Origin of the sequence: Bradyrhizobium sp. SZCCHNR1002 (assembly GCF_032381435.1) — a bacterium.
Lineage (GTDB): Bacteria > Pseudomonadota > Alphaproteobacteria > Rhizobiales > Xanthobacteraceae > Bradyrhizobium > Bradyrhizobium aeschynomenes.
This window is the reverse complement of the sequence record NZ_JAUHIS010000002.1, coordinates 239,772-263,160: the sequence shown is the minus strand read 5'-3', so window position 1 is coordinate 263,160 and position 23,389 is coordinate 239,772. Positions and strand designations below refer to the sequence as shown.

The 23,389-nt window shown below is 66.5% G+C and carries 17 protein-coding genes; 15 read left to right on the top strand and 2 right to left on the bottom strand.

The window, feature by feature from the left end; translation table 11 throughout:
* The first annotated feature begins 22 nt into the window (after window positions 1-22).
* From mraY to QX108_RS13650, 5 genes are all read left to right on the top strand, one after another.
* Window positions 23-1,129 carry a phospho-N-acetylmuramoyl-pentapeptide-transferase gene (gene mraY, locus QX108_RS13670; protein ID WP_315725727.1) on the top strand — a complete coding sequence of 369 codons (1,107 nt, stop codon included), beginning with the start codon at window positions 23-25 and terminating at the stop codon, window positions 1,127-1,129.
* A gap of 109 nt (window positions 1,130-1,238) precedes the next feature.
* Entirely contained in the window at window positions 1,239-2,639 is a 1,401-nt protein-coding gene (murD, locus tag QX108_RS13665; protein ID WP_315785570.1) for a UDP-N-acetylmuramoyl-L-alanine--D-glutamate ligase, read from the top strand.
* Between the two features lie 252 nt (window positions 2,640-2,891).
* A complete protein-coding gene (ftsW, locus tag QX108_RS13660; protein WP_172179612.1) occupies window positions 2,892-4,043 on the top strand; it encodes a putative lipid II flippase FtsW in 1,152 nt (383 codons plus the stop codon).
* Window positions 4,044-4,089: 46 nt separating this feature from the next.
* Window positions 4,090-5,193 carry an undecaprenyldiphospho-muramoylpentapeptide beta-N-acetylglucosaminyltransferase gene (gene murG, locus QX108_RS13655; protein ID WP_315785567.1) on the top strand — a complete coding sequence of 368 codons (1,104 nt, stop codon included), beginning with the start codon at window positions 4,090-4,092 and terminating at the stop codon, window positions 5,191-5,193.
* 22 nt (window positions 5,194-5,215) lie between these two features.
* On the top strand, window positions 5,216-6,070 hold the full coding sequence (locus QX108_RS13650; RefSeq protein ID WP_315785565.1) for a hypothetical protein: 855 nt from the start codon (window positions 5,216-5,218) through the stop codon (window positions 6,068-6,070).
* On the opposite strand, the gene QX108_RS13645 is transcribed toward QX108_RS13650, so the two are convergent.
* Window positions 6,060-6,797: a carbonic anhydrase gene (locus QX108_RS13645; RefSeq protein WP_315725736.1), complete on the bottom strand. Its 738-nt coding sequence runs from the start codon at window positions 6,795-6,797 to the stop codon at window positions 6,060-6,062. The two genes, QX108_RS13650 and QX108_RS13645, sit on opposite strands and share 11 nt — an antisense overlap.
* A gap of 363 nt (window positions 6,798-7,160) precedes the next feature.
* Between QX108_RS13645 and murC the strand changes: the two genes are divergently transcribed.
* From murC to ligA, 10 genes are all read left to right on the top strand, one after another.
* Window positions 7,161-8,564 (top strand): UDP-N-acetylmuramate--L-alanine ligase, encoded by a 1,404-nt coding sequence (gene murC / locus QX108_RS13640; protein ID WP_315785563.1) that lies wholly within the window; start codon window positions 7,161-7,163, stop codon window positions 8,562-8,564.
* Between the two features lie 4 nt (window positions 8,565-8,568).
* Complete coding sequence (gene murB / locus QX108_RS13635) at window positions 8,569-9,492, top strand: UDP-N-acetylmuramate dehydrogenase (RefSeq protein ID WP_315785561.1); 924 nt, start codon at window positions 8,569-8,571, stop codon at window positions 9,490-9,492.
* A 69-nt stretch (window positions 9,493-9,561) separates the two neighbouring features.
* Entirely contained in the window at window positions 9,562-10,551 is a 990-nt protein-coding gene (locus QX108_RS13630; protein WP_315785560.1) for a D-alanine--D-alanine ligase, read from the top strand.
* Window positions 10,552-10,857: 306 nt separating this feature from the next.
* Window positions 10,858-11,913, top strand: coding sequence for a cell division protein FtsQ/DivIB (locus tag QX108_RS13625; RefSeq protein ID WP_315785558.1), 1,056 nt, complete (start codon window positions 10,858-10,860; stop codon window positions 11,911-11,913).
* Window positions 11,910-13,229, top strand: coding sequence for a cell division protein FtsA (gene ftsA / locus QX108_RS13620; RefSeq protein ID WP_172111034.1), 1,320 nt, complete (start codon window positions 11,910-11,912; stop codon window positions 13,227-13,229). Before QX108_RS13625 ends, ftsA begins: the two co-directional genes overlap by 4 nt.
* Before the next feature lie 90 nt (window positions 13,230-13,319).
* Window positions 13,320-15,161, top strand: coding sequence for a cell division protein FtsZ (gene ftsZ / locus QX108_RS13615; protein ID WP_315785555.1), 1,842 nt, complete (start codon window positions 13,320-13,322; stop codon window positions 15,159-15,161).
* Between the two features lie 344 nt (window positions 15,162-15,505).
* The gene (lpxC, locus tag QX108_RS13610) at window positions 15,506-16,465 is read left to right on the top strand and encodes a UDP-3-O-acyl-N-acetylglucosamine deacetylase (RefSeq protein WP_172111032.1); all 960 of its coding nucleotides are present in this window, start codon (window positions 15,506-15,508) and stop codon (window positions 16,463-16,465) included.
* 397 nt (window positions 16,466-16,862) lie between these two features.
* Entirely contained in the window at window positions 16,863-17,756 is an 894-nt protein-coding gene (locus QX108_RS13605; protein WP_315725751.1) for an outer membrane protein assembly factor BamD, read from the top strand.
* Window positions 17,757-17,880: 124 nt separating this feature from the next.
* Complete coding sequence (recN, locus tag QX108_RS13600; RefSeq protein WP_315785552.1) at window positions 17,881-19,554, top strand: DNA repair protein RecN; 1,674 nt, start codon at window positions 17,881-17,883, stop codon at window positions 19,552-19,554.
* Window positions 19,555-19,667: 113 nt separating this feature from the next.
* Entirely contained in the window at window positions 19,668-21,818 is a 2,151-nt protein-coding gene (ligA, locus tag QX108_RS13595) for an NAD-dependent DNA ligase LigA (protein WP_315785549.1), read from the top strand.
* A gap of 244 nt (window positions 21,819-22,062) precedes the next feature.
* Here ligA and QX108_RS13590 read toward each other — a convergent pair whose 3' ends face one another.
* Window positions 22,063-23,340: a multidrug effflux MFS transporter gene (locus QX108_RS13590; RefSeq protein ID WP_315785546.1), complete on the bottom strand. Its 1,278-nt coding sequence runs from the start codon at window positions 23,338-23,340 to the stop codon at window positions 22,063-22,065.
* Window positions 23,341-23,389: the final 49 nt, after the last annotated feature.

The window sequence follows — 23,389 nt, the reverse complement described above, 5'->3', positions numbered from 1 at the left end:
TGAGGCGGCATAGGCGGGTTGAATGTTCTACTGGTTGATCGAGCTCACGAATACCTTTCCAAGCCTGTCCGTGTTTCGCGGGCTGCTCAACGTGTTCCGCTACATCACGTTCCGGACCGGCGGGGCCGTCGTCACCGGGGCGCTCTTCGTGTTCCTGTTCGGGCCCTGGATCATCGACCATCTCCGCTTGCGTCAGGGCAAGGGGCAGCCGATCCGCACCGACGGACCGCAATCGCATATCATCAGCAAGAAGGGCACGCCCACGATGGGCGGGCTGATGATCCTGTCCGGCCTCGTCGTGTCCACCGTGCTGTGGGCCAATCCGCTCAATCCCTACGTCTGGATCGTGCTGGCTGTGACGCTCGGCTTCGGCTTCGTCGGTTTCTATGACGACTATCTGAAGGTCACCAAGCAATCGCATTCAGGCTTCGCCGGCCGCCTCCGTTTGCTGATCGAAGCGGCGATCGCGCTGGTCGCCTGCTATGCGCTGGTTCGCCTGGGACGCGATCCGTCCTCGACCGGGCTTGCCATTCCGTTCTTCAAGGATCTCGTCTTCAAATTCGGCTGGATGTACGTCATCTTCGGCGCGTTCGTGATCGTCGGCGCCGGCAATGCCGTCAACCTGACCGACGGCCTCGACGGCCTCGCCATCGTCCCCGTGATGATCGCCTCCGCCAGCTTCGGCTTGATCGCCTATCTCGCCGGAAATGCCGTGTTCTCCGACTACCTGCAGATCCACTACGTCGCGGGCACCGGCGAGCTGGCCGTGCTGTGCGGCGCGGTGCTCGGCGCCGGCCTGGGCTTCCTCTGGTTCAATGCGCCGCCGGCCTCGATCTTCATGGGCGACACCGGCTCGCTGGCGCTCGGCGGCATGCTCGGCTCGATCGCGGTCGCGGTGAAGCACGAGATCGTGCTGGCAGTGATCGGCGGCCTGTTCGTGCTCGAAGCCGTGTCGGTGATCGTGCAGGTGGCCTCGTTCAAGCTGACGGGAAAACGCATCTTCAAGATGGCGCCGATCCACCATCATTTCGAGCAACTCGGCTGGACCGAGCCGCAGATCGTGATCCGGTTCTGGATCATCTCGGTGATGCTGGCGCTGGTCGGCCTGTCCACGCTGAAGCTGCGCTGATGATATCGTTTCAAGCCCACCGTCATTCCGGGGCGCGCGCAGCGCGAACCTGGAATCTCCAGATTCCGGATCACCGCTGCGCGGTGTCCGGAATGACGGAGTTCTCCACATGATCCCCGTCACCTCATTCGCCGGCAAGACTGTCGCCGTGTTCGGGCTCGGCGGCTCGGGGCTGGCCTCGTGCCACGCGTTGCGGGCCGGCGGCGCGGAAGTCATCGCGGCTGATGATGGTGCCGAGCGTATGACGGAGGCCGCAAGGGCCGGGTTCATTACCGCCGATCTGCGCACCGTCTCCTGGGCGAACTTCGCCGCCCTGGTGCTGGCGCCCGGCGTGCCGCTGACCCATCCCGTGCCGCATTGGAGCGTGCTCAAGGCGCGCGAGGCGGGCGTCGAGGTGATCGGCGACATCGAGCTGTTCTGCCGCGAGCGCCGGCGCCACGCACCGGATGCACCGTTCATCGCGATCACCGGCACCAACGGCAAGTCGACCACAACGGCGCTGATTGCGCATCTGATGCGCGTGGCCGGCTACGACACCCAGATGGGCGGCAATATCGGCACCGCAATCCTGTCGCTGGAGCCGCCGCGGATGGGCCGGGTCCACGTCATCGAAATGTCGTCCTACCAGATAGACCTGACGCCGTCGCTCGATCCGAGCGTCGGCATCCTGATCAATGTCAGCGAGGACCACATCGACCGCCACGGCACGATCGAGAACTACGCGGCGGTGAAGGAGCGGCTGGTTGCGGGCGTCCAAGCCAGGGGCACCGCGGTCGTCGGCGTCGACGATGGTTTTTCGCGCGCGACCGCCGATCGGCTGGACCAGGCCGGCAAGCGCGTCGTGCGCATCTCGGTGCGGAACCCGCTGGCCGACGGGATGTATGTCGAGCATGAAACGATCGTGCGCAGCGCCGGCGGGGCGCGCAGCGAGATCGCGCGGCTCGGCGGCATCGGCTCGCTGCGCGGCCAGCACAACGCCCAGAACGCGGCCTGCGCCGCGGCCGCCGCGCTTGCGATCGGCGTCAAGGAAGACGTGCTGCAGCAGGGGCTGCGCAGCTTTCCCGGCCTCGCCCATCGCATGGAGCAGGTCGGCCGCCGCGCCAACGTGCTGTTCGTCAACGATTCCAAAGGCACCAATGCGGACGCGACCGCGCACGCGCTGTCGTCCTTCGCCGACATCTTCTGGATCGCCGGCGGCAAGCCCAAGGCCGGCGGCATCACCAGCCTGTCCGGTTTCTTCCCGCGCATCCGCAAGGCCTATCTGATTGGCGAGGCGGCGGCGGAATTCGCCGGGACGCTGGGCGAGAAAGTGCCCCACACCATGTCAGGCACGCTCGAGGTTGCGGTGGCCCAGGCGGCCGCCGATGCCGAAGCTTCGGGACTGAAGGATGCAGTCGTCCTGCTATCTCCCGCCTGCGCCTCGTTCGACCAATTCCGCAACTTCGAGATCCGCGGCACCCGCTTCCGCGAGCTGGTGCAGACGCTGCCGGGCGTGACACCTGTGGTGTGACCGCTCTCGCGTCACCGTTAGCTGTCGTCCCGGCGAACGCCGGGACCCATACCCCCAGGACGCAATTTGAGGCACGCCGGCAATTGGCTCTTCGCCCATCACGACGGCCGCGGGTTATGGGTCCCGGATCGGCGCCGTGATGCGCTTCGCGCATCACGGCTTGTCCGGGACGACAGTGGAGGGGGATCCTTAACCCTTCGATAACCATCCTGGGCGCCAATGGGCCGATTCCTCGGCTCAGGTGGTGGTCCGATGCTCTCCCGTGAAGAACGCAATCCGCTGTCCGATTGGTGGTGGACCGTCGACAAGCCGCTGCTCGGCTCGATCCTGGCGCTGATGCTGTGCGGGGTGATCCTGTCGCTGGCGGCGAGCCCGCCGGTGGCGACCCGGATCGGGCTCGATCCATTCCACTTCTTCAACCGCCACGTCCTGTTCCTGCTGCCGTCCTTCATCGTGCTGATCGGTGTCTCCTTCCTGTCGCCGCGGCAGATCCGGCGCAGCGCGCTGGTGGTGTTCACGATCGCCATCGTGCTGATCGTGCTGACGCTGGCGATCGGCCCGGAGGTGAAGGGCTCGCGCCGCTGGATCACGCTGGTCGGCGTCAACATCCAGGCGTCCGAGGCGGCGAAGCCGGCTTTCGTCGTCGTCTCCGCCTGGCTGTTCTCGGAGTCCGCGCGGCGGCCCGACATGCCGGCGACGACGATGGCGCTGGTGCTGCTGTTGATGCTGGTGTCGCTTCTGGTGATGGAGCCTGATTTCGGCCAGACCATGCTGATCCTGATGGTCTGGGGCTCGCTGTTCTTCATCGCCGGCATGCGCATGATCTGGGTCGCGGGCCTTGCCGGTGCCGCGGCCGCGGGCCTGTTCGGCGCCTATCTGCTGGTGCCGCACGTGGCGGGGCGCATCAAGCGCTTCATGAACCCGGCGTCGGGTGACACCTTCCAGGTCGACACCGCGATGGAGGCGTTCTCCAATGGCGGCTGGTTCGGCCTCGGGCCGGGCGAGGGCATCGCCAAGCGGAGTCTCCCGGACAGCCACACCGACTTCGTCTTTGCCGTCGCGGCCGAGGAGTTCGGCATCATCCTGTGCCTGGCGCTGGTCGCGCTGTTCGGCTTCATCGTGATCCGCACGCTGTCGCGCGCCTATGCCAGCGAGGACGGCTTCTCGCGCTTCGCAGCGTCGGGACTCGCGATCCTGTTCGGCATCCAGGCGGCCATCAACATCTCGGTCAATCTGCAGCTGATCCCGGCCAAGGGCATGACCTTGCCCTTCATCTCCTATGGCGGCTCGTCGATCGTGTCGCTGGCCTATGGTGTCGGCATGATGCTGGCGCTGACGCGGCAGCGGCCGCGGATCGAGATGGAGGCGACCGACGCGGCCGGCTCGCTGCGCAACTATGCGTGAGCCGCCTCGCTCGCAATGACGACACATTGGCTGTAAACAAGCGCGCATGACCTCAACTGCGCCCCTCATCCTGCTCGCGGCCGGCGGCACCGGCGGCCATCTGTTTCCTGCCGAAGCGCTCGGTGTCGAGCTGATCAGACGCGGCTATCGCGTCCGTCTCGTCACCGATGCGCGGGCGCTGCGCTACAGTGGCCTGTTCACCAAGGACATGATCGACGTGGTCCCGAGCGAGACGGTGCGCGGCCGCTCGCCGGTGGCGCTGGCGCGCACGGCGCTGCTGCTCGGCACCGGCACGGTTGCCGCCTTCAGCCTGATGCGCCGGCTGAAGCCTGCGGCGGTGATCGGCTTTGGCGGATATCCGACCGTGCCACCGCTGTTGGCAGCGCGGCTCGCCGGGGTGCCCAGCCTGATCCACGACGCCAATGCCGTGCTCGGCCGCGCCAATCGTTTTCTCTCCTCGCATGTGAAGGCGATCGCCACCTCGCTGCCCGGCGTACTCGACCGCGATCCCGCGCTGGCGGCCAAGACGACCACCGTCGGCACGCCGATGCGACCCGCGATCCTGGAAGCGGCGGCCGTGCCCTATGTTGCGCCGGAGACCGCAGGTCCGCTGCGGCTGCTGGTGGTCGGTGGCAGCCAGGGCGCCCGCGTGATGAGCGACGTCGTTCCTGGCGCGATCGAGCGGCTCGAGCCCGCCCTTTGGGGCCGGCTGGTGCTGACCCAGCAGGTCCGCCAGGAGGACATGGCGCGGGTGCGCGCGGTCTATGACCGGCTGAAGATCAATGCCGAGCTGCAGCCGTTCTTTACCGACCTGCCGGCGCGGCTCGCCGCCAACCATCTCGTGGTCTCGCGCTCCGGCGCCGGAACCGTGGCCGAGCTCGCCGCGATCGGGCGGCCCTCGATCCTGGTGCCCCTGCCCGGCGCCATCGACCAGGACCAGTTCGCCAATGCCGGCGTGCTGTCCGAGGCCAACGCCGCGATCCGGATCGTGCAGAGCGACTTCACGTCCGATCGACTGGCCTCGGAGATCTCGGCGCTCGCGGCCGAGCCTTCACGCCTTGCCGCCATGGCCCAGGCCGCGCGTGCGGCCGGCCGGCTCGATGCCGCGGAGCGGCTGGCCGATCTCGTCATCAAGACCGCCACGCCTTGAGCGGAGCGCGCGCAGGCCTGTCATGACTGGACTGACAGAGTCGCAGCACGATCCGATGCGCCTGCGGCAGCATCCGTCGTTTGTCCCGGTCTTTGTCAGCTTCTGCGACCAGCTGGTCGCGCCGCTGCGCGGCCAGCGCCTGATGATCAAGCTGTTCGGGCAGCGCGCACCGACCGAGATCGCCGCGCATATCGTCATGATGCATGTGTCGGCCGGCGACGCCACCGAGCGTCCGACCCTGACGCGCCTGCAGGCGCGGCTGCCGGGGCCGCGGCAGACGGCGGTCTTCGTTGCGATGCTGCGCGGTCTGTCGCTGGTGAAGGTGGAACGCGATCCCGACGATGCCCGCATCCGCTATTTGATTCCCGGGCCTGTCATCCTCGAAGGCCTGCGTGGTTGGCTCGCCCTCCACCTCGACTGCCATGCCCAGCTGACGCGAAGCGAGCGACTGAGTCCGCGTCTGCACAGCGACGACACGTTCTTCGCCGAGATGATCCGGCAATGCGCGACATGGCTGTGCCGCGCCAACCGGCCGCTGACGAGCTTTCCGGATCTCGCCTGGACCGATGAGCATGATAGCGGCATTCACCTCGCGCTGACGCTGGTCGCCCGCTCTGCGGCTGGCCAAGCCGCCGTCGACGTGTCGACCGCCGAGCTTGCGACCTCGCTCGGTGTGTCACGCTCGCATATCCGCAACCTGCTCACGGCGATGGAAGGGCGCGATCTGCTGCGCTTCGACGAGCGGCGCCAGCGGTTGTCGCTGACGCCGGATTTCGTGGACGCCGTCGAGGCCTGGTTCTGCCATCAGATCTGCTGGCTGGCGGCGGCCGGCGAGCGTGCCGATCGCGCGCTGCTGTCGGCCGGCGTCAAAGCGTGACGACGCGGCCGGACTCGATGTCGTAGACGCCGCCGATGATCTTCACCTTGCCGTCGGCAACCATGCTGCTGACGATCGGCTTCGCCTTCGACAAACGCTGCACGTTATGGCGGACGTTCTCCTTCGTCGCCTCTGCCAGCAGATCCTGCGGCTTCCTGGCGATTGCAGCCTCGACCCCCGGCTTCAGCGCGTTCACCAGCTCCGGCAGATGACCCGGCAGCTTGGTGCCGTCCTTCAACACCTTAATGGTGGCGTCGACGGCTCCGCAGCCGCTATGGCCGAGCACGAGCACGAGCGGAATGCCGAGGAACTTCACGCCATATTCCAGGCTGGCCAAACCGTCGTCATTGACGAAATTGCCGGCGACGCGGACCACGAACAACTCGCCGGGAGCCTGATCGAACACCAGCTCCGGTGCGACGCGGGAATCGGCGCAGCTCACGATCGCCGCGATCGGATATTGCGCGGTGGCGCGCGCGGCGCGTCCGGCCGAGAAGTCCTTGTTGTCGAGATTGCCTGCGGCGTAACGGGCATTGCCGTCCATGATCCGCTTCAGGGCCTCGTCTGCGGAAATGGCGTTGGGCACGGGCTGCTTCGCATCCTTGTTGGCATCCTTGGCCCAGGCGGTGCCGGCGCCCAGCGTGGCTGCGGCCAGCAGGCCGGCGCCGCTCCCGAGCAGCCGGCGGCGGGAGAGAGCGGGAGATTTGGTTTCACACAGCGCGCACATCGTCAGGTCACTCCATCGGCATTGCACGCGGCGCGTGTGGCCGCGGCTGGACAAGCGCCATGCCACGGCAGTGCGCGGAGTGAACGCGCAAAAACTGCAGGTATCTGACTGCGCCCGTCCGGCCTGAGGTTGCACTTAATGAATTGTGAAAGAATCTCGGGGGCGAGGGCAGGCGGCACCCGGGATTTTGGGGGAGCGGAGCCGGAAAATCGGCCAAAATCAGGCGGTTGACCCTCGATTTGGCGATTTTTGCGGTCGAAGCGGCTTGTCCCGGTCGGCCATGTCTTGCAAGAAGGGCGGGTGATTCGCGGTCGCTCGCCCTCCGACGGGCGTGGCGGAGCCCCCTTTGAGACGAGATGCCCCATGAGACTGCCGCGCGAGATCGGACCCATCCACTTCGTCGGGATCGGCGGCATCGGCATGAGCGGCATCGCCGAGGTGCTGTGCAATCTCGGCTACACGGTGCAGGGCTCGGATGCCTCCGACAATGCCAACGTCGCACGCCTGCGCGAGAAGGGCATCACCGTCAGCGTCGGCCATAAGACCGAGAACGTCGCAGGCGCCGACGTCGTCGTGGTCTCGACCGCGATCAAGCGCGACAATCCCGAGCTGATGGCGGCGCGTGCCCAGCGCATTCCCGTCGTGCGCCGTGCCGAGATGCTGGCCGAGCTGATGCGGCTGAAGAGCTGCGTCGCGATCGCCGGCACCCACGGCAAGACCACGACCACCTCGATGGTCGCGGCGCTGCTCGATGCCGGTGGGCTCGATCCGACCGTCATCAACGGCGGCATCATCAATGCCTACGGCACCAATGCGCGGCTCGGCGGCGGCGAATGGATGGTGGTGGAAGCCGACGAGAGCGACGGCACGTTCCTGAAGCTGCCGGCCGATGTCGCGATCGTCACCAATGTCGATCCCGAGCATCTCGATCATTTCAAGACCTTCGACGCCGTGCAGGACGCGTTCCGCGCCTTCGTCGAGAACGTGCCGTTCTACGGCTTCGCCGTGATGTGCATCGATCATCCCGTGGTGCAGGCCTTGGTCGGCAAGATCGAGGACCGCCGCATCATCACTTATGGCGTGAACCCGCAGGCCGACGTCCGGCTGGTCGATCTGACGCCGACGGGCGGCGGCTCGTCGTTCAAGGTCGTGTTCCGCGACCGCAAGAGCGGCGCGACGCACGAGATTGCCGACATCGTCCTGCCGATGCCGGGCCGGCACAATGCCTCGAACGCGACGGCGGCGATCGCCGTGGCCCGCGAACTCGGCCTGTCCGATGACGCCATCCGCAAGGCGATCGCCGGCTTCGGTGGCGTCAAGCGCCGCTTCACCCGTACCGGCGAGTGGAATGGCGTGACTGTGATCGACGACTATGGCCATCACCCCGTCGAGATCGCCGCCGTGCTGAAGGCGGCGCGCGAATCCACCAACGGCAAGGTCGTCGCCGTGGTGCAGCCGCATCGCTACACCCGGCTGCAGTCGCTGTTCGAGGAGTTCTGCACCTGCTTCAACGACGCCGACGCCGTCGTCGTGGCCGATGTCTATCCCGCCGGTGAAGCGCCGATCGAGGGCATCGACCGCGATCACTTCGTGCTCGGCCTGCGCGCCCACGGTCATCGCGACGTGCTGCCGCTGCCGAAGGCCGCCGACCTCGCCGGCATCGTCAAGGATCTCGCCAAGCCGGGCGACCTCGTCGTCTGCCTCGGCGCCGGCAACATCACGCAATGGGCCTACGCGCTGCCGAATGAGCTGAAGGCGCTGGGGTAGGGCGGTGAGCTTTCCCGACATCACGCCCGAGCTCAGAGCCGCGATGCCCGAATTGCGCGGGCGTCTGCTCGCCAATGAGAGCCTCGCGCCGCTCACCTGGTTTCGCGTCGGCGGACCGGCGCAGGTGCTGTTCACGCCAGCCGATGCTGACGACCTCGCCTACTTTCTGAAGCATCTCGCCGCTGATCTGCCGGTCTACGTCATCGGCGTCGGCTCCAACATGATCGTGCGCGACGGCGGCGTGCCGGGCGTGGTGATCCGGCTGGCGCCGCGCGCGTTCGGCGAGGTCAAGGCGGAGGGCGACATCGTTGCGGCCGGCACCGCGGCGCTCGACAAGCGGGTCGCCGAGGTTGCCGCTTCGGCCAATCTCGCCGGTCTGGAATTCCTGTTCGGCATCCCCGGCACCATCGGTGGCGCGCTGCGGATGAATGCCGGCGCCAATGGGGGCGAGACCAAGGATGTCCTGGTCGAAGCGACCGCGATCGACCGTCACGGCGAGACGCATCGCTTCACCAATGCCGGCATGAAGTTCACCTACCGTGCGAGCGGCACCGATCCCTCACTGATCTTCACGGCGGCGCGCTTCCGCGGCACGCCGTCCGCGCCTGACGCGATCCGCGCGCGCATGGCCGAGGTGCAGGCGCATCGCGAGACGGCGCAGCCGATCCGCGAGAAAACCGGCGGCTCCACTTTCAAGAATCCGCCGGGACATTCGGCCTGGAAGCTCGTCGATGCCGCCGGCTGTCGCGGCCTCCAGGTCGGCGGCGCGCAGGTCTCGGAGATGCACTGCAACTTCCTGATCAACACCGGCAGCGCGACCGCCGACGACATCGAAACGCTCGGTGAGACCGTCCGCGAGCGCGTCAAGGCGACTTCGGGCATCGAGCTGCAGTGGGAAATCAAGCGGATTGGACTCAAGGCGAGCTGAACGGCCCGCCTGTTGACGCAACTTCCGTATCGTCGCGACCGCGTTTTGAGATCAACCGGGAAGCCATTGATGCGCACCACGATTTTATTCGGCGGCTCCAACAAGGAACGCCTCGTCTCGGTCGCCAGCGCCAAGGCGCTGCATGCGGCGCTGCCGGAAGCGGACCTGTGGTTCTGGGAGGCCGACGACACGGTGCATCAGGCGAGCGGCGAGGCGCTGACCGCTCACGCCAAGCCGTTCGAGGAGCCGTTCACGGCCGACGGCGCGAGGATCGGAACGCTGACTGAAGCGCTCGATCGAGCCCGCGCGGAACAGCGACTCCTGGTGCTCGGACTTCATGGCGGACGCGCCGAGAACGGCGAGCTTCAACTGATGTGCGAGCTTCGCGGCGTGCCGTTCACCGGCTCGAGCTCAGCGTCCTCCCATCTTGCCTTCGACAAGGTGGCGGCCAAGCGCTTCGCCGTGCTCGGCGGCGTGACGGTGGCTGAGGGCGTCGCGCTGGAGGATGCCGAGGCTGCGCTCGCCCGCTACGGGCGGCTGATCGCCAAGCCGGTGAAGGATGGATCGAGCTTCGGGCTGATCTTCGTCAACGCCAGGCAGGACCTCGTCGCCGTCAAGGCGGCGGCTGCAACCGAGGAGTATCTGATCGAGCCCTTCGTCACTGGCACCGAGGCGACCTGTGGCGTGCTCGAACAGGCCGATGGCGCGCTGATCGCGCTGCCGCCGATCGAGATCCTTCCCGCCGATGGCGCCTTCAACTATTTCGCGAAGTACCTCGCGACGGCGACGAAGGAGATCTGTCCCGGGCGGTTCAGCCCGGAGGTGACGGCCGCGCTGCAGACCGAAGCGGTCAAGGCGCATCGTGCGCTGTCCTGCGGCGGCTATTCGCGCACCGATTTCATTGTCTCGGCCAATGGCCCTGTTTATCTCGAGACGAACACCCTGCCGGGGCTGACCGCCGCCTCCCTGTATCCGAAGGCTTTGAAGGCTGAAGGCATCGCCTTCGTCGATTTTCTGCAGCAGCAGATCGCCTTGGCCGAACGCCGCGTCCGCAGATAAGGCGTTCGATACGCGCACCGGAGGAACCCGGCCCGGCGTCCCCCGGTGGTTCCTGTAATCGGTAAAATGCTTAAGAATCCTGGGCAAGGTCCTCATAAATCGGAGAAAAAAATCGTCTCCCCGGACCGATTTTACTTTTTGTTTACCAGGACGTCCGAAGGTTAACGCTGGCGCTTCAGTGGTGCTCGGCTGCCGGGTCGAGCTGTCGTGACGATGCGCATCGCCATCGTCACCAGTATCGGCCGGCCGGGACCGTGGGCGTGGGTCCGCGAGTATTGCGGGCGCAACAGTTGATGAGCTCGTGCAATGGATGGTGCAGGACGCCTCGCTCGATCGCAGAGGCCTCAAGCTGACCTCAAAGCCGCTGCCCTTGGCGCGGTGATCCTGCTGCGCGAGTATGTCTCAGCCCGTCTTCCGCGCGTCAGGCTGCCGCGGCGACAGACGAAGCCGCAGCACGGCAGGCGGCCGCCGCGCGGGGATCGTGCGCAGGTGCCGGGCGCGCTGGCGCCGATGGTCGAGCGCGAGGCGCCGCCGCGCATCGTCGCGTTCGTCGAGCGCTATCTGCCGCGCCGGCTCGGCACCATTGCCACGGTGGCCCTGCTGTTCGGCAGCGTCTGGCTCGGCATCGTCAAGGGCGGCCACGCCCAGGATGTCAGCGCGGCTCTCTCCGACACCCGTAACGCCCTGGCCAATGCGGCCGGCTTCCGCATCACGGCGGTTGCGATCAATGGCCGCAAGCAGCTCACGCAGGACGAGGTGCTCGCGGTCGGCGGCGTCTCCGGCCGCTCCTCGCTGTTGTTCCTCGATGCCGCCGCGGTCCGCGACAGGCTCAAGGCCAATCCCTGGATTGCGGAAGCAACCGTGCAGAAGTTCTTCCCGAACCAGCTGCAGATCGACATCGTCGAGCGCAAGGCGTTCGCGCTGTGGCAGCAGGACGGCCGCCTCTCGGTGATCGCCGACGATGGCGCCGTGCTCGAACAATATGTGTCGCGCCGCTTCCTGACCCTGCCGCTCGTGGTCGGCAAGGGCGCCGAGAGCCGTGCGCGTGATTTCCTGGCGCTGCTCGCGCGCTATCCGCAGGTCCGCGCCGTGACCAAGGCTGCCGTGTTCGTCGGCGAGCGCCGCTGGAACCTGCGCACCAAGGACGGCCTCGACATCCGCCTGCCCGAATACGACGTCGGCAACGCGCTCGCCACCCTGAGCCAGCTCGATCAGGAGGAAAAGCTGTTCTCGCGCGACATCGTCGCCATCGACATGCGCCTTCCGGATCGGCTGACGGTGCAGCTCTCCGAAGATGCGGGCAAGGCGCGCGACGAGCTGTTCAAGGACAAGAAGTCCAAGAAGAAAGCCGGTGACGCATGACCGGCTTCGATCGCCAGACTCCGAAGACGCGCCCGATGGGCCAGAAGCGCACGGCGCTGGTCGCCTCGCTCGATGTCGGCACCAGCAAGATCGCCTGCATGATCGCGCGATTGAAGCCGGCGCCACCGAGCGACGCGCTGCGTGGCCGCACCCATGCCGTCGAGCTGATCGGCTACAGCCAGATCCAGTCGCGCGGCGTCAAGGCCGGCGCCGTGGTCGATCCGGTCGAATGCGAGCAGGCCGTCCGGCAGGCGGTTGCGCTGGCCGAGCGCATGGCCAAGGTGCGGGTCGAGTCCGTGCTGTTGCCGGTCGCCGGCGGCCGCGTGATGGGTCATCTGATCGAGGCCACGTCGGACATCCGCGGCGCTGCCGTGACCCAGGCCGATGTCAGCCGCGTGACCTCGACCGGGATGCACCATGCGACGGGCGAGGGCCGGGCGGTGCTGCATGCCCTGCCGGTCGGCTACACCCTCGACGGCGTGAAGGGCATCCGCGACCCCCGCGGCATGCTGGCGCGGCAGTTCGGCGTCGACATGAACGTCGTCACGACCGACGCCACCGTGGCCAAGAACCTGATGCTCGTGGTCGAGCGCTGCCATCTCAACGTCGAGGCGATGGCGGCGAGCCCGTATGTTGCCGGGTTGTCGGTGCTGACCGACGACGAGGCGGATCTCGGTGCGGCCGTGGTCGAGATGGGCGCGGGCACCACGACGATCGCGTTCTATTCCGGCGGCCGCTTCGTCCATGCCTCCGGATTTGCGCTCGGCGGGCATCACGTGACCATGGATCTTGCGCGCGGACTATCAGCGTGCATTGCAGATGCCGAGCGAATCAAGACGTTATATGGCACGGTGCTGACTGGCGGGTCCGACGCGCGTGAGTTGATGTCTGTTCCGACGGCGGGTGACAACGAGCGGGATGTTCCGCAGATCGTGTCCCGCGCCACCATCGCGAACATCGTCAGGCACCGCGCAGAGGAGATTTTTGAAATGGTCCGCGACCGGCTGAAGGATTCGCCCTTTGCGGCAGAACCCAAGGCGCGCGTCGTCCTCAGCGGAGGCGCCTCCCAGCTGACGGGGCTGGTCGAGCTTGCGACGCGGATCCTGGACCGGCCGGTCCGGGTCGGGCGTCCGCTCGGCTTTGGCCGCCTTCCCAACGAGGCCAAGAACGCTGCCTTCGCGGTCCCCACCGGGCTCCTGGTCTATCCGCAATACGCGCATCTCGAACATGTCGAACCGCGGCATACGCGGCAGGTCGGGACAGGAACCGACGGCTATTTCGGAAAGGTCGGACGATGGCTACGCGAGGGCTTCTGATGACCGCTATCCGCCCCAACCGATTTTCACCAACACCACCCACGGCCGGCGGCCGGGGCGAACCCACGCGCGCGTGATCGAGAGGCAATCATGGCACTCACTATTACCCCTCCTGATATCCACGAGCTGAAGCCCCGGATCACCGTGTTCGGCGTCGGCGGCGCGGGCGGCAACGCCGTCAACAACATGATCACGGCCGGCCTGCAGGGGGTCGACTTCGTCGTCGCCAACACCGACGCGCAGGCGCTGACCATGTCCAAGGCGCAGCGCATCATCCAGATGGGCACGCAGGTGACGCAAGGGCTCGGCGCCGGCTCGCAGCCGGACGTCGGCGCTGCCGCCGCGCAGGAGGTGATCGACGAGATCCGCGATCATCTCTCGGGTGCCAACATGGTGTTCGTGACCGCCGGCATGGGCGGCGGAACCGGCACGGGTGCGGCTCCCGTCATCGCCAAGACGGCGCGCGAGATGAACATCCTGACGGTCGGTGTCGTCACCAAGCCGTTCCACTTCGAAGGCGCGCGCCGCATGCGCACCGCGGAGTCGGGTATCTCGGAGCTGCACAAGGTCGTCGACACGCTCCTGATCATCCCCAACCAGAACCTGTTCCGGGTCGCCAACGAGAAGACCACCTTCGCCGACGCTTTCGCGATGGCCGACCAGGTGCTGTATTCGGGCGTCGCCTGCATCACCGACCTGATGGTCAAGGAAGGCCTGATCAACCTCGACTTCGCCGACGTCCGCGCTGTCATGCGTGAGATGGGCAAGGCGATGATGGGCACCGGCGAGGCGTCGGGCGAGAAGCGCGCGTTGACCGCGGCGGAAGCTGCGATCGCCAACCCGCTGATCGACGATTCCTCGATGAAGGGCGCCCGTGGCCTGTTGATCTCGATCACCGGCGGCAAGGACCTCACGCTGTTCGAGGTCGACGAAGCCGCGACCCGCATCCGCGAGGAGGTCGACCAGGACGCCAACATCATCGTCGGCGCCACCTTCGACGAATCGCTCGACGGCCTGATCCGCGTCTCCGTCGTTGCCACCGGCATCGAGCAGGCGCAGTTCAACCGCGGCGTCGCGACGACTGCACAGCCGGCGGCGGCTGTCGCTCCGATTGCCGCCGCCCCGACCGCTCATGCGGGTCTCCCTGAAAGCCGCCTCGCCGACCTGACGGCGCGCCTGCGCGCCGACAATCAGCGGCTGGCGGAACGCGCCGCCAAGCTCGAGCAGCAGGCGTCGCAGGCTCCGGCCGTCGCCACGTCCGCGCCCGCGCCGATGGCTCCGGCGCCGCGCCCGGCTCCGAATCTCGAGCGCGACACGCTGGCCGCCGTCGCCGCCGCGATGGCGAGCGAGCCGGCGCCGGTCGCTGCCCCCGTGCAGCCGGCCTCCTACGGCGACGTGACCGTTCGCCCGATTGCGCAGAAGCCGTCGCTGTTCCCCGAGCCGGAGGCGCAGCGCACCGCGCCGGTGGAACCGGCGGCGCCGCCGGAGACCTTCATTCCGCAGGCGGCCGAGCGGGTTCCGGTCCGCGCCCAGCGCATGCCGAAGTTCGAAGATCTGCCGATGCCGGCTCAGGCCGAGATCCGGCAGGCGAGGGGAGACGAGGGCGAGGAGCATCCGCAGAAGACCCGGATGTCGCTGCTGCAGCGTCTCGCCAATGTCGGCCTCGGCCGGCGCGAAGAGGATGGCGAGCAGTCGATCTCGGCGCGCAACGTCGCTCCGGCCATGCCGCAGATGCCGCCGCTGCCGGAACGCAAGCCGCAGCGGAGCGTTAGCCAGCAGGTCGCGAGCCACGAATCGCCGGTCTCGGAATATGCGCGCCGTCCCGCTCCGCAGGGTTTGGACGTCCATGGCCGCCCCGCGCCTGTGGCCCCCGCGCCACAGGGCGACGACCATTTGGATATCCCGGCCTTCCTGCGCCGGCAGGCAACCTGAGAATTGTTACAGCCCCGATGGCGCTGAACAGGCCCGGCTCGCGAGAGCCGGGCCTTTTTGTTGGGCTGCCGGGAGGCTCGAGTTGTGGTTCAACTAACTGATTTTAAATGATTAATTATTCTTTCGGTGCTTGGATGCGGAACCAGGAGGGTTAAGGCCACGTTCCAGTTTGGTTAAGGGTTGGCGCGAATACGGCAGAGATGGGGTAACAATCCGTAAAGAAGCGTGAGTTGGCGCTCTTTGGGGGGCTCGTTAAGTTCTGCCGTGACTTGGGGATGCCTGAAGATGAGTCGGTTCGCGAGGGGCGGCCGGTACGTTTCAGGCGGGGTCTTGGGCGATCGTCGATGAAATTCAGCCGGCAAACAACGCTTCGTTCGCAAGCCACCGTCACCGGTGTAGGCGTCCACTCCGGCGCGCCTGCCAGCCTGACGATCGGGCCGGCGCCGATCGATACCGGAATCGTGTTCCTTCGGACGGGACTGGATGGCGCCGACCGTGAGGTCCAGGCCGCTTTCGGCTCGGTGATCGCCACCGAGCTCGCGACCGTCCTCGGTGACCGCCAGGGTCCGCTGGTCTCCACTGCCGAGCATATTCTGGCCGCGCTGCGCGGCATGGGTGTCGACAACGCTTTGATTGAGGTCGACGGTCCCGAAGTTCCGATCATGGACGGCAGCGCTGCCCCGTTCGTGGCTGCGATCGACCAGGCCGGCATCATCAACCAGTCCGCTCCCCGCCGTTACATCCAGGTCCTCAAGCCCGTTCAGGTGACCATGGGGTCCTCGATGGGCGAGCTGCGTCCTTACAATGCGGGCTTCCGAGTCGAGGTCGAGGTCGACTTCTCGAACGCCGTGATCGGCCGTCAGGCCTACCATTTCGAGCTCAATCCTGAGCGCTTCCGCCGCGAGATCGCACGCGCCCGCACCTTCGGCTTCATGAGCGACGTGTCGCGGCTGTGGAATGCCGGCTTCGCTCTCGGCTCGTCGTTCGACAACACGCTGGTGTTCGACGAGGAGCGCCTGCTCAATCCGGAAGGTCTCCGCTACGCCGACGAATGCGCCCGCCATAAGGTGCTGGACGCGATCGGCGATCTGGCCTTGGCCGGCCTGCCGATGCTCGGCACCTACCGGTCGGTCCGTGGCGGCCACAAGCTGAACCACGCCGTGCTCACCGCTCTGATGGCCGATCGGACCGCGTGGCGGCTGGTCGAGGGCGAGACGGTGCGTCGTCCGCGCGTGGCGACCGAGGCGGTCGGCGGTATGGTCGGTGGCATGATCGCCCCGGCCTTCGGCCCGGACGTGTCCTGAGTTCATTTAGCCTGAACCAGCCGCGAGCTCGCGAGGCGGTCGGCTGATCGCGCCGCGGCGAGGCGGATCGCTTGCGGGTTCTGCGCGACGTCCCTTTCTCCACGAGTATTTCGTTAAGGAATGTTGCCGGCGGCCTGTGCACGGCCAGCAGCCGGTCGCTTGTAGCTGGTTTCCACCGCCTTTTCCGGAGGTAACCACGATGCGAGGCCGCAGCCTCGGTCTTGCCTTAATCCGGACGGATTGGCTGCCTATGCGGTTGGTTGACGAAGTGTTTTCGGTTAGAGAGGCGGTGGCAGCGTGATGCGCGCCACGAGCGGGGCTCTTCCTTCGCGGTCATGAGACGATGGTCATGGTCCGCGGCGTAGATCAGATCACAGGCATCGGGTTCCAAAGAAGCATGTCGATACAGCGTCTCACGCGCGAACTCCGTTCCCACGCAAGCCCTGCCGGCAGCCGTTTGCGGCTTGCCGCGTCGCTGGCCCTGCTGGCGCTTCCGCTGGCCGGTTGCGGCACTGGCGGCCTCTGGGACAAGTTCATGGCCAAGGACGACACCTTCGTCGATGAGCCTGCTGACAAGCTCTATAATGAGGGCTTGTTCCTGATGAACGAGAAGAAGGACGTCAAAGGCGCGACCAAGAAGTTCGAGGAGGTCGACCGCCAGCATCCTTATTCCGACTGGGCCCGCAAATCGCTGCTGATGTCGGCCTACGCGTCGTATCAGGCCGGCGACTACGATGGCTGCATTGGCGCGGCGACGCGCTACGTCACCTTGCATCCCGGCAGCCCTGATGCGGCCTATGCGCAGTATTTGATCGCGGCCTCGCATTACGACCAGATCCCGGACATCAGCCGTGATCAAGGGCGGACCGAAAAGGCCATCGCCGCCCTCGAAGAGGTGGTGCGCAAATATCCGACCTCCGAATACGCCACCAACGCCAAGACCAAGATGGAGGGCGCCCGCGACCAGCTCGCCGGCAAGGAGATGGACGTCGGCCGCTACTACATGCAGAAGCGCGACTACACCGCCGCCATCAATCGGTTCAAGACGGTGGTCACGCAGTACCAGACCACCCGCCATGTCGAGGAAGCCCTGTTCCGCCTGACCGAGGCCTACATGACGATCGGCATCGTCGGCGAGGCGCAGACCGCCGCCGCCGTGCTCGGGCATAATTTCCCGGACAGCAAGTGGTACAAGGACGCTTATAATCTGGTGAAGTCGGGCGGCGTCGAGCCCGAGGAGAACAAGGGCTCCTATATCTCCCGGGCCTTCAAGAAACTCGGACTGGGCTGAGCGGCGTCGGATCGCTCGATCTGATCCGTCTTTGTTCTCAATTCTTGTTTTGTTCTCTTTTTGCTGCTAGTGTCGAGTCGTTCGCTCAGGGGCTTTCCGCCCCCTTACGAAGGACTCTGGCTCCATGCTGGCGCGACTGTCGATCCGTGACATCGTCCTGATCGAACGACTCGATCTCGAGTTTTCCCATGGGCTTGCGGTGCTGACCGGCGAGACCGGCGCCGGCAAGTCGATCCTCCTCGATGCATTCGCGCTCGCCCTCGGCGGCCGCGGCGATGCCAGCCTGGTGCGGCATGGCGCCGATCAGGGCCAGGTCACGGCCGTATTCGAGATCGGCAAGGATCATCCGGCGGCCCGGATTTTGGCCGCCAACGGTCTGGACGCGGATGGTGAGATGATCCTGCGCCGCGTCCAATATGGCGATGGCCGCACCCGGGCTTTCATCAACGACCAGTCGGTGAGTGTGCAGACCTTGAAGGCGATCGGGGCCACCCTGGTCGAGATTCATGGCCAGCACGACGAGCGCGCGCTGGTCGATGCTGCCACCCATCGCCGGTTGCTGGATGCCTTCGCGGGCCTGGAGAAGGATGTCGCCGGGGTCGAGTCGCTCTGGGCAGCCCGCCGCACCGCGGTCACGGCGCTCGATCAGCATCGCGCGGGCATGGAGCGCGCCGCCCGCGAGGCCGACTATCTGCGGCACGCCTCGGACGAATTGAAGAAGCTGGCGCCGAAAGAGGGCGAGGAGACACAGCTCGCCGCCCGGCGCACGGCCATGATGCAGGGTGAGAAGATTGCCGGCGATCTGCGCGATGCCCAGGACGCTGTCAGCGGAAACCAGTCGCCGATTGCGGCGCTCGCGGCCGCGGTGCGTCGGCTGGAGCGACGCGCCGTCAGCTCGCCGGCTTTGGTCGATCCGGCGGTGAAGGCGATGGATGCCGCGATCAACGCGCTGGAGGAGGCTGATCAGCATCTGACCGCGGCGCTCGCGGCGACCGATTTCGATCCGCTGGAGCTGGAGCGCATCGAGGAGCGGCTGTTCGCGCTGCGCGCCGCCGCGCGCAAATATTCCACGCCGGTCGACGGTCTGGCGGCGCTCGCCGCGAAATACGCCGCCGATGTCGTGCTGATCGACGCCGGCGCCGAGCAACTCAAGAAGCTCGAAGCCGCGGCGGCTGCGGCAGACGGGCGCTATGCGGCGGCTGCCGCCAAGCTCTCCGCGGCGCGTATCAAATCCGCAGAGAAGCTGAACCGTGCGGTTCATGCCGAACTGGGTCCGCTGAAGCTGGAACGCGCCAAGTTCATGACCCAGGTCGACAGCGATGCGGAAGCGCCGGGACCGGAAGGCATCGACCGCGTCGAGTTCTGGGTCCAGACCAACCCGGGCACCCGGCCGGGCCCGATGATGAAGGTCGCCTCCGGGGGCGAGCTGTCGCGGTTCCTGCTGGCGCTCAAGGTCGTGCTGTCCGATCGCGGCTCGGCGCCCACGCTGGTGTTCGACGAGATCGATACCGGCGTCGGTGGTGCGGTCGCCGACGCCATCGGTGCCCGGCTGGCGCGGCTCGCACATGGCGTCCAGGTGATGGCCGTCACCCATGCGCCGCAGGTCGCGGCGCGGGCGGATCAGCATCTCCTGATCTCCAAGGACGCGCTCGACCGTGGAAAGCGCGTCGTCACCCGGGTCAACACGCTCGCCACCCTGCACCGCCGCGAGGAGATTGCCCGCATGCTGGCCGGCGCCGAGGTCACCGCCGAAGCCCGCGCCGCTGCCGACCGGCTCCTGGAGGCTGCCGCGGCATAAGTTGAGGGGGCGGACCGAAGGCTTTTGGCTCCGGCGCCCGCATTGTGTACACCGTCGTCTCGGCGCGGCCTCCGGACCGCTCCCGTTTTGACGCACAGACAGTACGCAGCATCATGCCCAAGACAGCCAAATCCAAGCAGCCCGTCGACGTCGCCGACCTCACCAAGGCGCAGGCCAAGGTGGAGTGGAAGCGGCTGGCGCTGGAGCTGGAGACCCACGACAGGCTCTATTACCAGGACGACGCTCCGAAGATCTCGGACGCTGCCTATGACGAGCTGCGCCGCCGCTTCAACGCCATCGAGGCACGCTTCCCCGAGATGGTCAGCAGCGAATCTCCATCGCAGAAGGTCGGTGCTGCGCCGTCCGGCCGCTTCAAGAAGGTGCGGCACGCCGTGCCGATGCTGTCACTCGACAATGCCTTTGCCGAGGAGGACGTGCGCGACTTCGCAAGCCGCATCGCACGGTTCCTCAAGCTTGCGGACGATGACCGGATTGATTTCTCCGCCGAGCCGAAGATCGACGGGCTGTCGATGTCTCTGCGCTACGAAGGCGGCGAGCTGGTCACGGCAGCCACGCGCGGCGACGGCGCCGAAGGCGAGGACGTCACCGCCAACATCCGCACTCTGAAGGACGTGCCGCTGAAGCTGCACGGACGCAATCTGCCCGATGTCTGCGAGGTGCGCGGCGAGGTCTACATGACCAAGCAGGCGTTCCTTGCGCTGAACGAGCGCCAGAAGGAAGCGGGCGACACGATCTTTGCCAATCCGCGCAACTCGGCCGCCGGCTCGCTACGGCAGAAGGACCCGACGATCACGGCCTCGCGTCCCCTCGGCTTCTTCGCCTATGCCTGGGGCGAGATGAGCGCGATGCCGGCGGAGACGCAGAGCGGCATGATCAAATGGTTCGAGCGTTGCGGATTTACCACCAACCCGCTGACAAGGCTCTGCCACTCGGTCGAGGAGCTGATCGCATTTCATCGCTCCATCGAGGAGCAGCGCTCCGAGCTCGACTACGACATCGACGGCGTCGTCTACAAGGTCGACCGTATCGACTGGCAGGAGCGGCTCGGCTTCGTGTCGCGCACGCCGCGCTGGGGCATCGCGCACAAATTCCCGGCCGAGCGCGCCATGACCGTGCTCAAGGACATCGAGATCCAGGTCGGCCGCACCGGCTCGTTCACGCCGGTCGGCAAGCTGGAGCCGGTCGGCGTCGGCGGCGTCATCGTGCAGAATGTGACGCTGCACAACGAGGACTACATCAAGGGCATCGGCAACAAGGGCGAGGTTCTGCGCGAAGGCCGCGACATCCGCATCGGTGACACGGTGGTGATCCAGCGTGCCGGCGACGTCATCCCGCAGGTGGTCGACGTGCTCGTCGACAAGCGCCCTGCCGACGCCGAGGAATTCCACTTCCCAAGAAAGTGCCCGTGCCCGCTGCACACCGATGTGGTGCGCGAGGAGATTGCGACCGGCGAGGAAGGCTCGCGCGCGCGCTGCACCGGCGAGTTCGCCTGTCCCTATCAGAAGATCGAGCACCTCAAGCTGTTCGCCTCGCGCCGCGCCTTCGACATCGACGGGCTCGGCGAGAAGCAGATCCAGTTCTTCTTCGACGAGGGCTGGGTGAAGGAGCCGGCGGACATCTTCACGCTGCAGAAGCGGAACGCGAAGCTCAAGCTCGAGGAGGTCGAGGGCTATGGCGAGACCTCCGTCCGCAATCTGTTCAACGCCATCGACGCGCGCCGCGAGATCGCGCTGGAGCGCTTCATCTTTGCGCTGGGCATGCGCCATGTCGGCGAGACCACGGCGCTGGCACTGGCGCGCGGCTATGGCTCCTGGGAGGCCTTTCACGAGGCGTGCCTCAAGGTGGCCGCAGGCGATGAGGAGGCGATCGCCGAGATGGATGCGCTCGACCAGATCGGAGATACCGTGATCAAGAGCGTTGCCGCTTATTTCGCTGAGGATCACAACCGCGGCATCGTCGAGCGGCTGACGAAAGAGGTGAAGATTCTCGACGCGGAGAAGCCGAAGCGCAACTCGCCGATCGCCACCAAGACGGTGGTGTTCACAGGTACGTTGGAGAAGATGACACGCGACGAGGCCAAGGCGACCGCGGAGCGGCTCGGAGCGAAAGTGTCGGGCTCGGTGTCGAAGAAGACAGACTACGTCGTCGCCGGTCCAGGCGCTGGCTCGAAGCTGAAGGATGCGCAGAAGCACGGCGTGCAGGTGCTGACCGAGGACGAGTGGCTGCAGCTGATCGGGGAATGACCGGCCGGCGACTTGAGCTACGCCCGGCGCTGGCTGAGACACCCACCGATGTCATCATCCGCGAAAGCGGATGATCCAGTATTCCAGAGACAGTCATTGTCGAGTCGAGGCGTCTCGGCGTACTGGATGCCCCGCCTGCGCGGGGCATGACACCGATGATTTATCTGGCCGTTTGGCCGCCTCATGGAGCGGCGCATGACAGCACGCGGAAGGGCGGCTGCTTCCTCGCTCCCTCTCGCCCCCCTCACATCACCCCGGCCTCGTCCTCTTCCGCAGCTTCGATCAGCTCCTTGGTCACCGTCACCGACGTGCGCGGGACCAGGAAGATCATGCTGGCGGCGCAGGCGAGCGAGAGCATGAGGATCGCAGAGGTCAGCGGCAGCGTGCTCGCATAGTGGCCGCCAAGATAAGCGCCGAGTTGCGACGTCAGCGCGCCGACGCCCATCTGCAGGAAGCCCATGGCGCCTGATGCGGTCCCCGCAGCCCCCGGCCGTACGCTGATCGCGCCGGCGGCGGAGTTGGCCATGACCGCAGCATTGGCGAACATGATCAGCATCTGCGTGCCGAACAACACGGACGGGACCTGGTTGAAGCCGAAGATGCTCCAGGTGAAGTTCAGCGCCGCGCCCGTGAGCTGCAATCCCAGTCCGAACCAGATCAGCCGGTCGAGGGAGTGGCGCGGCGCATAGCGCACGCAGAAAAGGTTTCCAACGAAGTAAGCAAAACCAGTCGTCGCGAACCACGCGCCATATTCGGCCGAGGAGCGGCCCATCTGCATCTCGACGATGTAGGGGCCGCCGCCGGCGAAGGCGAAGATGATCTGCGACGCCAGCACCTGGCACAGCATGTAGCCGAGGAAGGCGCGGCTCTTGACGAGAACGGCAACGTCGCGGCGGAAGCTCGCGCCGTCGACACGGGCAGGGCGGGTCTCCGGCAGCGCGAGGGTCACTGCGATCGCGATCCCGATCGACAGGGCCGCGACCACGTAGAAGATGGCATGCCAGCCGAACGCGATTTCGATCAGGCCGCCGGTCAGCGGCGACAGCATCTGCGCGATCATCATCACTGCGACGACGAGGCTGATCATCGCGCCGATGCGCTCGCGCGGATAGAGGTCGCGAATGATGGCGCGGCTGATCACCATGCCGCTGGCGCCGCCGAGCGCCTGGAAGAAGCGCGCCGCGATCAGCTGCGGCAAGGTGTCGGCGAAGATGCAGCCGAAGCTGGCGACGATCGAGAGCGCGAGGCCCACGAGCATCACCGGGCGGCGGCCGAAGCGGTCGGACAACGGACCGAGCAGCAGTTGCGAGATGGCGATGCCGATCATGTAGAACGACACCGTCATCTGCACCACGGAGGCGTCGCGCCCAAACGTGGTTGCAAGCAGCGGCAGCGCCGGCACCAGCAGATACAAGGAGATCGGCGCCAGCCCGGTCATGACGACGAGCAGGATCAGCACCGTGCGGGACGGGGCGGCGCGCGGTGGCGCAGCCACGGGCGGTCCGCTGATCATTCCATGCATCGAGAGCGCCGCTCGGATCGTTTCAGACCCGACCGACTGTAGCGACGTC